This window comes from Methylobacterium sp. FW306-05-D, assembly GCF_058782155.1.
Genome location: NZ_JBYSXL010000055.1, coordinates 22,277 through 31,705, shown reverse-complemented (window position 1 = coordinate 31,705; position 9,429 = coordinate 22,277). Strand labels below are relative to the sequence as shown.

Below are 9,429 nucleotides of genomic sequence, written 5' to 3'. Positions count from 1 at the left end.
GGCCCCGCGTTTCACCCCCCGCCCGAAGGCCTCCGACGTCGCCCTGCCGGAGAGCCGGCGGGTCGCGATCCTCGATGTCAGGGACGGCATGTGCCGCTGGATCGCCGGGGACCCGCGCCGGGACGCGCCGGCTTGCGGGCACCCCACCGATCTCGGCTCGCCCTACTGCCCGGGGCACCGCTGCATCGGCACCGTCGCCGCCCGGTCGCGCGGCGTGCCGTACATCCCGATGAGGAGGGCGGCATGACGAGCTGGTCGAGCCTCGCGCAGGACTATCAGCACGCCCTCGGCGAGGACGGGGGCCGGATCCCGCGCCGACGTTCGCGGACCGGGGCGTCATGAGGCGGCACACCGCCCGCAGGCCGGGCCCCTGCGAGCGCTGCCCCATCGGCCGCGGCGTGCAGCCGGGCGAGCGGTACCTCGTTCACGTCGGCCTCGACGAGGACCACCGCGACTTCTTCTACGCCCGCCACTGCGAGGCGATGCCCGATGCCTGCCGGGCCGCGATGCCCCGGGGCGAGGACCCGCACTGCGCCGCCGTGACGTACGGCCCCGACGAAATCCCCTTCTAGGAGACAGCCCATGGTCGACGTCCGTGCATTCTTCGCCCTCTCTGGGCCGCCTGACATTCCCGACGTCCTGAGTCCCGATCGCCCGATCCTGCACCCAGAGGCATTCGATCTCGGCCTGGAGCAGGGCACGAGCGATAGCGACGGCACCTCTCATCAAACGTGGCTCGGGCACGTCTGCACGAAGGTCGCAGCCTGCTTCGGTGGAGACACCCTCGGGCGGGAATGGATCGTCCTGCGCGTGTGGGCCGGGCATAGGTTCGTGCCGGTGGGCCATGAGGCCCCGCACCAGACTGCGCAGGGGTGGCGGCACGCCGGCTGCCTGGTTCACCACGCCATGAAGGTCAGGCAGGTAGAGCAGGTCGTCGGCGATGACGGCGAGCCGCAGTGGCGGCTCCTCTCGCGCGATCCGATCTTCGTCATCGAAGACCAGCCTCTCCGGGCTATCCGGGTGCGTGGCCTCCCACCGGCCGAGCAGTCCAGGCGTTATGCCCTGGAGAAGCGCCGCGAGAAGCTCCGGCTCAGGCTGCTCCAGAGGGGCGGATTTTGATGCCCTACCTCGATTCCGAGATCGTGACGCTGCGGGACGGCACCGCCTTCGCCGTCTACGAGGGCGACGGCGCGCCCATCGTCGCAACGCGCGTCGGTGACCCCGCCCTACCGCAGGGCCTCGCTGCCTACGGCATCGGCTACGGCCGCGCCGGCGAGGCGACGGTCCTCCACCGGGGGATGCCCGCCGAGACCATCCGCGAGTTCTGCCGTGCGCACGGCGGCGTCCAGTCGGCGGGCGCGGCCGCGCTGGAGATCCTGCGGCGGATGACGCCCGCACCTCCGCCGGCGCCCCTGCCGGTGTTCGCTCCTATGGACCGGGCGCCGCGGCCTACCGGCCCGGGCAGCCGCAAGGCCCGGGCCGCCGCGCAGCTGGCGGCGTACCACGCGGCCGTCCCGAGCGCGGCCCCGGTGTGGCGCGTGCCTAACGTCACGAGGCCTGCCGAACCCATGCCCCCTGACCTCGCAGCCACCCCGTCGCAGGAGTGATCCGATGCCCTACCGCGAACGCCCGATGAGGCCCCTCCTTCTCCCGATACACCCGGAAACTCAGCTCACGGCGGACCCCGGCCTCACCGTCGAGAGCCGCCGGTTCACGAACGTACTGACCCTGCAGGAGAGCTTACTCTGGCAGACCGCGCCCCTCACTCGGGACGGGCGCGCCGAGGTGGTCGGGGCGTTCCGAGAGGGGTGGCTCGTCCGGCGGCCCAGCGTGAACCCGCCGTTCGAGATCGTACTCCGGCAAGATGGCGGGCCCGAACCCTGCGCAATCGTCCTCATGTTGCGGTCGCACACGATGTACGGCCGCCTGGTGTCGGCCGTGCCGGAGCACATTCCTTTGGAGCACGGGGACCGCTCCGTCATCGTGACGGCCGATCGCGTCATCGCTGTCCGTGGCGCGAACGAGGCCCGCGCATTTGGGTATCTCGCCAACCTCCTGGTCGGCACGCACTGGTCTCCACGCCGGCGAGCGCGGCCGATACCCGCCGAGGACGCCGATGCCCTGAGGCTGCTGTGATGTCTTGACAGATGGTTAACCAAGTCCCCATAATGGGGACCTGGAGCAGGCACTGACCTCTCCTCGCACGATGGGAAACCACGCCATGACGAAATCCGAAATCCTCTCCGCCGTCTCGCGCATCAAGCGCGCCCCGAACGTCACCCTCCTCATGCGCGCGGTCGATGCTGTGCTCGGCAGCAACGCCATGGGCATCGCCCGCATCGGCGCGCGGTGGGAGGTCTCCGAGGGCGGGTTCGCCATCTACCAGGCCGACTTCGCCACGGTGCGCCGGCGCCTCGCCAGCTACGTCATGGATGCCTGCTCCTGCGATGAGGCGGATGAGCCCGCTGAGCAGACCGCTGCCGTGGTTTCCCAGCCGACCCAGATCCAGCAGGCCTGCGCCGCCCCCCGCGTCGCCATGAGGCTCGTGCGGACCGTCACCACGCACGGCATCGTCGCCGTCAGCGTCGGCCCCTGCCCGGAGTTCCCGGACCATGGTCGCGACGAGTACCGCGTCACGACCGATGGCGATGTCGTCCGCACCCGGTACGTGCTGGCCAACGATCACTACAGCTGGAGCAGCCCCGGAGCCCGTCCGTTCATCACCCCCAACCGCAGCCCGGTGACGGCGCGCCGCACGATTGATGCGGTGGCCGAGTGCCTCGCCGCCGCGCCGGCTATGACCACCCAGCCATGCCAGCAGCAGCAAGCCCGCGACAGGCGCAGTCCAACCCGGGCCGCTCCCACTCAGTCGAGCTTCGACGCCGCCACCGTCGCTCAGGGTGACAGTGTATCGCGCCTCCTCGACGGGCTTCTGCGCGAGGACGCGCCCGGAGATCTCGCTCAGGCGCTCGTCACGGTCCACGCCGCATCGGCGCACCTCAACTCGGCCAATGTTGCGTACACGGCGTCGCCGTCGAAGGCATCGCTCGCCTCGCAGTGGCGGGCGCGCTTCATGCACCTGCAGGCGTTGCGCCACTACGACGTCCTGCTGGAGATCGATGCCATCGGCCATCTCCAGATGGGCTACGGCCTGAGGCCGTGCCTCGAAGGGATCGCGGTCCTGCAGGGCGACGAGATGCTCTTCCACGTCCCCCTCGGGACTGAGCGGCGGGGTATCGAGACCGCGCTCCGGATCTACGCCGACGCCTTCTCGGCCGGCCGTGAGGCCGGACGCGCCGCCGCCATGGCCGACTTCCGCGCCTTCATCGGAGAACCCGCGTGACCCGCCGCATCACGCCCGAGACCCTCGCCGAGGTGGGGACATTCCTCCTCGGGCCCGAGTGGCGCCGGCCGCTCGCCGCCCTGCTCGGTCCCCTCCATCCGGAAGGGGCCCGCCCTTCGCTCGATCCCCGACTGCCCGCCCGGTGGGCGACCGGCGAACGCGAGATCCCCGTGTGGGTCGGGGACGCCCTCATCCAGATCCTGGACGAGCAGAGCGAAACCGCCAGGGCTCTGGCCAACCGTCTGAAGGGGGAATGACCATGGCGCGCGATTGGGACTGGTTCGAGCCCCGCGAGAGGGACGACTACGAGCAGGAGTACGGCTTCGTCTGCGCATGGTGCGTCGAGGTCTGCGACGACCACGAAGCCATCGTGCTGACGCGCCATCCGGAGATGCCGACCGTCTGCATCAACTGCGCCTGCAGGGGAGGAGAGTGACAATGGAACCCGCCCACGCCGCCTTCCTCGACGCCTGGCGCGCGCAGGAATTCCACGTCCCCCTGGGGCCCTGGCCGCGCCCGGCCCCCCCGAAACCCGTCCTGCCGGGCCCCATCCAGCTGCCCCTCTTCGATATGGACGGAGATCCGGAAGCGCCGCCCGCCTCGCCCCCGCTGCCGAGCGCTCTCCTGACGGCCCTCATCGACGACGCCGGTGTCGGGCGCCGGCGCCCCCGGGACATCGCGATCGTCGAGGCCGCGATCGCCGCGAGCATCCCGGCCGACGTGCCGACGTTCGCCGATGAGATCCTTTCGGCCCGCCGGGATGGCGAGGACCTCGTCTCGCGCGTGCGCCTGTTCGACGGTGGCACCATCATCCTCAACGTCGTCTGCGGGCCCGAGCCCACCGTGCGCGAGTGGGAGGCCGAGGGCGACCAGCGCGCGTTCCACTACGCTGACGGCGCGTGGGTCCGATTCGACGAGGCGGTGACCCCGCCGCCGGCTAAGGCGTAGCCGTCCCCCGCAGACGTCGCGTATGTCGAGGCCGCGATCCAGGCCATCCTGCCCAAAGGTGTGCCGACCTACGTCACGGAGGTCCTCAGCGTCGGCCGCGTGAACAGGTCTAAGCGGAGGCTTGTCGAGATCGTCCTCTGGGACGGCGGGATCGGACGCCTGGAGATCTCCGGCGAACCGGGCGCCCATGGGTACCACTGGAAAACCACCGGCGGCGACGCTCGCCCCTTCCACTGGGACGAGGCGGCGAGGTGCTGGGCCCGCGTCGACGAGCCGGACGGCTGAGGGCGATCTTCCCGATCGGGTATCCCGATTTGGGTCATCTCGTAACCCATTAAAATGGCGTGACTATTTCGGTGTTTCAAATCGGGATGCCCGATCGGGAAGATCCTTACGCGGCGAGGTCGACCGGTTTGGCGTCCTCCTCGACGTCGGCCGTCGCCTTCGCGCGCTTCCCCTTGCCGGCGAGTTCGCGCTCCCTGCGCCGGCGCGCCAGCTCGGCCCCGAGCTCGACGGCCGAGGGAAGGGCGGCCGCCGCGATCGCGGCCTGCTCGTCCGACCACGCGTGCCAGCGAGCCATCAGGGTTTGCTTGAGGTCCAGGCGATCGTCCTCGGTGTAGTGGCGCTCCAACACGTCGTCGCTGCGGATGCCCTCGTTGTGGTCGACGACCATTTTGACCGTGTCCCTCGGGATCCGGAACACGGACTGGCAGACCGTCGTCATGCCGCGGCGAAGGTCGTGCGGGGAGGCAACGACCCCCATGTCGAGCAGCCTGTGATTGATCGCGGCGTCGGATAGGTGCCCGTCGGAGGCGGCATCCTTCCGCGCGGCCCGGATCTGGGGGAACAGGTACTCGCTGCCGGCATCCCGCGCCCGCGCCATCTGCTGCTGGACGAGGTCCCACAGGGCAGGCGGCAAGGGCAGGGCATGCCTGTGCTTGTCGCCCCTCTTGGCCGCGGTCTTCCTGTGCGCCGGCCCCATCGACCAGACGCCCCAGCCCGGCACCTCGGCCCACGGGACGAAGTCCTCGACGAGGGACTCGACGATGGGACGGCGACGCTGGCCCGTCAGGACGAGGAGCTGCAAGGACGTGGCGACGGTCGGCTCCAGGACGCCGGCCCGGGCGATCGCGAGGACGCGCCCGATCTCGGCGGGCTTGGCCGTGTATCCGCCCGGCACCTTGCCGTTCGCGCGGGGCTTGTCGCCCGGCGTCCGCTCGGGCGCGCGCAGGCCCGGGATCCCGGCCTCGACGCCGCTGACCTTGCGGTGTTCGTGCCGGGCGAGGTAGCTCCACATCGGCCGCAGGACGGATGCGAGGTGCTCGGCGTGGCGCTCCCGGCCCGAGGCATGGATCGCATGCACGATCGTGGCGAGGTCCTCGATCGTGATGCGCTTCACCTTCCGGTCGGCGAACACCGCGAGCTCGGGCGAGTGGAGCAGCTTGCGATAGTCCGTGTGCGTGGCCGCCCGCCGGGTGCGCGCGACTTCGGTGAGGAATGCCGTGCGGGCCTCCTCCCACGTCCACTTGTGCGGGCCCCAGGAATCCAGGAACGCCTCGACCAGGGCCGGGTCCCTTGGGCCCTTCTCCGGCTTGGGAGGGAGCTTGCGCATCTGCCGCAGCTTGTCCCCGAGCCACTTCTCGTCCGGGAGCCCGAGCCCGTCGACAAGACGGCGCCGCGCCTCCGTGGCGATCGCGCGCGCCTCCACGAGCCGCAGCAGATCCGTCGAGCCGAGCGTCAACCTGTGGGTCTTGTGGCCGGTCTCGAACTTGAAGGCGAAGCGGACGCCCCTCGGCCCGACGCGCATGAGGAGCCCGGGGCAGCCGGCGTCGATGAGGTCGTACGCCTTCCCCTTGGGGACGGCGTCGGCGACGCCTTGCTTGACGAGGGCTTCGGTGAGCTTCACGGGCATGCGGCGTACTCGGGCGGATCTCGGGCGGAGGTTTTCGGGCGGATCGCCGCCCGGGTTCTCCGCCATCCCTATCGCCAACCCGTTGCCAAAGCCTTGATCGGACATGCTAAAAGCCTGGGCTCCACCGGTTTCATGCCCGTGCCGATCCGCCCGAATGGACCCGAAAATGCTCCGTTACGAGGAATCATAATCCTTGTGTCGGGGGTTCAAATCCCTCCCTCGCTACCAAAAATTCAGCCCGCTAAGTCAACGACTTAGCAGGTCTTTGTTTTATATGAAATCTTGGCGAATATATCGTACCGGCTTGGTACCGAGTCCGTCGTAGGGCCTCCGCTTCAGCTGCATTCCTTCGTTCTTCTCATTGAAGCGCGCAGTGGGTATCCCAACGGCGTGCCCGGCAAGGCATCGCACCCGTAGCTTGGCACGGGCGCGAGGCTGGTACACACGATGGTTTTGGCGATGCCCCGACCGTACCGTCACCCGAAGACCGGCATGTACTGGTTCCGGCGACGAGTTCCAAAGGGGCCGCGGTTCCTTGTCGGAAGGAACTAGGAGCGGAAGACCCCCGGTACGAAGGAGCCCGCGCTCACGCGCATGCGCTATATAGAGAAGGCCGCCGAGCGTCCGATCCCAGGTCAACTGCGACGTCGTGAAGGTCAGGCGCTTGCCCATCAGGCTCGGATCGTCGTCGCCGAGTGCCTGGACGCCCCCGTCCGAAACCGCGACCCGGGCGACGCGCCAGTAGCCGGTGAAGGCTGACATGGGCTCTCCGGCCGTCGCCGGGAGCATCCCCGCCGGCGCCAGGAAGAGCATCGCCATCGCCGCGACTGCTGGCCCAGGCTTGTTCGCCATCGTGATCTCCTCGATTCGCTACGACCGAAAATTTCCGCGCGGGGGTTGGGCCGGCAGCCTTCGAATGACGATCCCGAAGCGCGCAGTCGTGTCGCCCCCGATGCCGATGGAAGGGAATGCCCTCAAGGACCCGCCGGAGATGATGCCGTGATCGCCATCGCCTCGGATGAGTAGACGCGCCTAGTCGATCCATCCGGCTCAAGACGATCCATCATGGTCCGCAAAATCACGTTGAGCCCGGGCGAGAACCATTTCTGCGTCCGTGTGAGCGGCTGGCCCGGTTATCGGCCCGGAGGGTTCTTCGAGAGGGTGCACGGTCTCGAAGGAACAGGGTCCGACCCGCACCTGCTCGTTCCCGAGATGGGTCACCTCGGTGACGAGATGGATCACATCTTTGACCACGTCGTTCCAGAGAATCGTCGTGGTGGCGGCGATCCGGCTCGGCCGGGCAAGGGCGATGGACACGTCGGTCAGCCCGTCGGGATAGGTCGTCTCAAGCGTGCGGCTTCCGAAGCGCCATGAGAGATCGTAGCCGTTGCGGCGCCGGAGCGTGTAGGTCCGTCCGTCCGGCTTGCGTCCATCGAGCCGAGCCGTGTCGCCCAGGCGTTCCACGTGGACGGTCTCGACGCCCGTCGATGTCGACGCGTGAAGCTCGAACGGGACCGACGATTGATCGAGCTCGCAGGCCGCATGCGCATCCCGGGCGAAGCTACTGCCTGTCGCGATTGCCGCGATGACCGCGATCACGGCACCGAGCCGAACGCATGAAACCGACATGACGCCTCGCCAGCGCTGGACTCCGAGCATCGCGAGATAAGTGGCAGGGACTATGTCGGCCCAGTGTCTGAACCTGCCGGCGATGTTGCAAATTGTTACGAGCCGGTCCTCGTCGGATGAGGCACCTACGTCTTGAGGCATCCGCTCACCCCGATTTTGGCAAAGGAATCAGCCATTCCGGGAGCCAGGCACATTCGGGTCGTCGGAGGTCTCGCTCCGTTCGGTCCGGCTGCGTCGGCCACTCGGGCGAGTCGTCCGAGCGCCCCCGAGCGGACAGTCAGGATCGCTGACCGGCGCCGATGTCGGGCATGGTGGCACGCAAAGAATTGATACCTCACAGCCCCATTTCCGCACGCTTCGGCGGCCAAGCCGGCCATGACCGAACGAGGAGGCCGCGATGGCTGATGCTTGTCCCATCCAGACGCCCGAGCAGCGCAAGGCGGCGGAGATCTTGCACGGCGCCAAGTGCGTCATGATGGAGAAGGTGCACGCCGCCATCGCGGAAGCGGAAGCGCAGGTTCGCGAACAAACCCAAGCCGCAGAACTCGATCTCACCCCGCCTCCCAGGGAATACTTCCATGTCGTCGTCCATCAGCAAATGTATCTGGCAATCTGCGGCGCGAACGTCGAAACATTCAAAGGTGGTGACGTCAGGAAGGCAATCCCGATGATCCAAAACCAACAGCGGATTGCGAACCACTACTGGGGAGCTGATATTGCGGTGACGCCGAAGGCGTCCTGACCTTGTCCGTTTCCGTTGCGATGCCTTTTTTGAGCTTGGCAGCGGTCCCTGCATTGATGTCCGCTTCGAGGCACGCGCGGTTCTGGAGCAGACGGAAAGGAAACCACCCCACCCGCTGGTAGAGCGGACCGGCGCTTTCCGACCCATGCCGGTCGTACCAATGGCCGTCGGCGCCTTCCGAAAGGGGCCATTTGTCGGTCATCCGCCAACCTCGGCTCAAAAAGGTGAGCGGGCTGTGACCGTTCGGCCCGAGAGACTACGCCAATTGTACATCCATCGACGATGCTTGCCGGTGTTCCGCGACGGCTTACGCTTCGCCGGCCGCCATAGCCCGCATGGTCCGCGGCGCATGCAAAGGCACGCGATCCTCAGTCCCATGCACCGTTATGCACCCGTGTGGCTTCCTCTTCGAGCATGGGCCCGATGACCTCAATCTCACGTTGTCCGGCCGCAAAGACGGTGCGACAGGGCAAATCGAGCGTCGGGTTCTCCGGGTGGTTCCCCGTGACCATCTTCAAGTCAGCCTCGGACATCCCGTAAACGACCCGTTTCAGGCCGGTCCAGTAGATCGCTCCCGCACACATCGCACAGGGCTCGGCCGAAGTGTAGATCGTGCATTCGGCCAGGAGGTCTCGCGGCAGAGTCGTCGAGGCTCGGGTCATCAGGACGCGCTCGGCGTGCCCCGTCATGTCGTGGTCCGGCTCGTAGGCGTTGTGCTGGGTCATCAGCACGTCGCCGTCCGGTCCGACCAGAATGGCCGCGAACGGATGAACGCCGGTCTCGCGTGCCTTCCGGGATTCCGCGATGGCGAGGCGCAGCAGTCTCTGGTGATCGAGCGCGATAGTCACGGGACAC

At 68.0% G+C, this 9,429-nt stretch carries 15 protein-coding genes; 12 read left to right on the top strand and 3 right to left on the bottom strand.

Annotation, left to right across the window (positions count from 1 at the left end):
• The 10 genes from AC3WLN_RS17355 to AC3WLN_RS17310 form a co-directional block, all read left to right on the top strand.
• Positions 1 to 247: GcrA family cell cycle regulator (locus tag AC3WLN_RS17355; RefSeq protein WP_492483303.1), on the top strand; the 247-nt coding region annotated here is incomplete at its 5' end.
• 91 nt (positions 248 to 338) lie between these two features.
• On the top strand, positions 339 to 572 hold the full coding sequence (locus tag AC3WLN_RS17350) for a hypothetical protein (protein WP_243214750.1): 234 nt from the start codon (positions 339 to 341) through the stop codon (positions 570 to 572).
• A gap of 10 nt (positions 573 to 582) precedes the next feature.
• The gene (locus tag AC3WLN_RS17345) at positions 583 to 1,119 is read left to right on the top strand and encodes a hypothetical protein (protein WP_055958895.1); all 537 of its coding nucleotides are present in this window, start codon (positions 583 to 585) and stop codon (positions 1,117 to 1,119) included.
• Entirely contained in the window at positions 1,119 to 1,607 is a 489-nt protein-coding gene (locus AC3WLN_RS17340; RefSeq protein WP_055958892.1) for a hypothetical protein, read from the top strand. Before AC3WLN_RS17345 ends, AC3WLN_RS17340 begins: the two co-directional genes overlap by 1 nt.
• A gap of 4 nt (positions 1,608 to 1,611) precedes the next feature.
• A complete protein-coding gene (locus AC3WLN_RS17335) occupies positions 1,612 to 2,136 on the top strand; it encodes a hypothetical protein (RefSeq protein ID WP_492483300.1) in 525 nt (174 codons plus the stop codon).
• An 85-nt stretch (positions 2,137 to 2,221) separates the two neighbouring features.
• Positions 2,222 to 3,343, top strand: a complete 1,122-nt coding sequence (locus AC3WLN_RS17330; RefSeq protein WP_055958885.1) for a hypothetical protein — start codon at positions 2,222 to 2,224, stop codon at positions 3,341 to 3,343.
• The gene (locus AC3WLN_RS17325) at positions 3,340 to 3,600 is read left to right on the top strand and encodes a hypothetical protein (RefSeq protein ID WP_055958882.1); all 261 of its coding nucleotides are present in this window, start codon (positions 3,340 to 3,342) and stop codon (positions 3,598 to 3,600) included. The genes AC3WLN_RS17330 and AC3WLN_RS17325 overlap by 4 nt, the downstream gene beginning before the upstream one ends.
• Positions 3,601 to 3,602: 2 nt before the next feature.
• Positions 3,603 to 3,779, top strand: a complete 177-nt coding sequence (locus AC3WLN_RS17320; RefSeq protein ID WP_156653150.1) for a hypothetical protein — start codon at positions 3,603 to 3,605, stop codon at positions 3,777 to 3,779.
• Between the two features lie 2 nt (positions 3,780 to 3,781).
• Positions 3,782 to 4,291, top strand: coding sequence for a hypothetical protein (locus tag AC3WLN_RS17315; RefSeq protein WP_055958875.1), 510 nt, complete (start codon positions 3,782 to 3,784; stop codon positions 4,289 to 4,291).
• Positions 4,292 to 4,351: 60 nt separating this feature from the next.
• Entirely contained in the window at positions 4,352 to 4,576 is a 225-nt protein-coding gene (locus tag AC3WLN_RS17310; RefSeq protein WP_055958874.1) for a hypothetical protein, read from the top strand.
• A gap of 106 nt (positions 4,577 to 4,682) precedes the next feature.
• Here AC3WLN_RS17310 and AC3WLN_RS17305 read toward each other — a convergent pair whose 3' ends face one another.
• Entirely contained in the window at positions 4,683 to 6,203 is a 1,521-nt protein-coding gene (locus AC3WLN_RS17305) for a tyrosine-type recombinase/integrase (RefSeq protein ID WP_055958871.1), read from the bottom strand.
• Between the two features lie 748 nt (positions 6,204 to 6,951).
• Here AC3WLN_RS17305 and AC3WLN_RS17300 point away from each other — a divergent pair.
• A complete protein-coding gene (locus AC3WLN_RS17300; RefSeq protein WP_492483298.1) occupies positions 6,952 to 7,206 on the top strand; it encodes a hypothetical protein in 255 nt (84 codons plus the stop codon).
• 47 nt (positions 7,207 to 7,253) lie between these two features.
• Here the strand turns inward: AC3WLN_RS17300 and AC3WLN_RS17295 are convergent, their stop codons facing one another.
• Complete coding sequence (locus tag AC3WLN_RS17295; RefSeq protein WP_492483296.1) at positions 7,254 to 7,802, bottom strand: hypothetical protein; 549 nt, start codon at positions 7,800 to 7,802, stop codon at positions 7,254 to 7,256.
• A gap of 427 nt (positions 7,803 to 8,229) precedes the next feature.
• On the opposite strand from AC3WLN_RS17295, the gene AC3WLN_RS17290 reads away from it, so the two are divergent.
• Positions 8,230 to 8,574, top strand: a complete 345-nt coding sequence (locus tag AC3WLN_RS17290; protein WP_492483294.1) for a hypothetical protein — start codon at positions 8,230 to 8,232, stop codon at positions 8,572 to 8,574.
• 368 nt (positions 8,575 to 8,942) lie between these two features.
• On the opposite strand, the gene AC3WLN_RS17285 is transcribed toward AC3WLN_RS17290, so the two are convergent.
• Positions 8,943 to 9,416, bottom strand: coding sequence for a nucleoside deaminase (locus AC3WLN_RS17285; RefSeq protein ID WP_492483305.1), 474 nt, complete (start codon positions 9,414 to 9,416; stop codon positions 8,943 to 8,945).
• Between the last annotated feature and the right edge of the window lie 13 nt (positions 9,417 to 9,429).

Coding starts and splice junctions, on each gene's coding strand:
- AC3WLN_RS17305 (WP_055958871.1), bottom strand. CDS start 6,203: ATGCCCGTGAAGCTCACCGAAGCCCTCGTCAAGCAAGGCGTCGCCGAC.
- AC3WLN_RS17335 (WP_492483300.1), top strand. CDS start 1,612: ATGCCCTACCGCGAACGCCCGATGAGGCCCCTCCTTCTCCCGATACAC.
- AC3WLN_RS17345 (WP_055958895.1), top strand. CDS start 583: ATGGTCGACGTCCGTGCATTCTTCGCCCTCTCTGGGCCGCCTGACATT.
- AC3WLN_RS17330 (WP_055958885.1), top strand. CDS start 2,222: ATGACGAAATCCGAAATCCTCTCCGCCGTCTCGCGCATCAAGCGCGCC.
- AC3WLN_RS17315 (WP_055958875.1), top strand. CDS start 3,782: ATGGAACCCGCCCACGCCGCCTTCCTCGACGCCTGGCGCGCGCAGGAA.
- AC3WLN_RS17290 (WP_492483294.1), top strand. CDS start 8,230: ATGGCTGATGCTTGTCCCATCCAGACGCCCGAGCAGCGCAAGGCGGCG.
- AC3WLN_RS17340 (WP_055958892.1), top strand. CDS start 1,119: ATGCCCTACCTCGATTCCGAGATCGTGACGCTGCGGGACGGCACCGCC.
- AC3WLN_RS17350 (WP_243214750.1), top strand. CDS start 339: ATGAGGCGGCACACCGCCCGCAGGCCGGGCCCCTGCGAGCGCTGCCCC.
- AC3WLN_RS17320 (WP_156653150.1), top strand. CDS start 3,603: ATGGCGCGCGATTGGGACTGGTTCGAGCCCCGCGAGAGGGACGACTAC.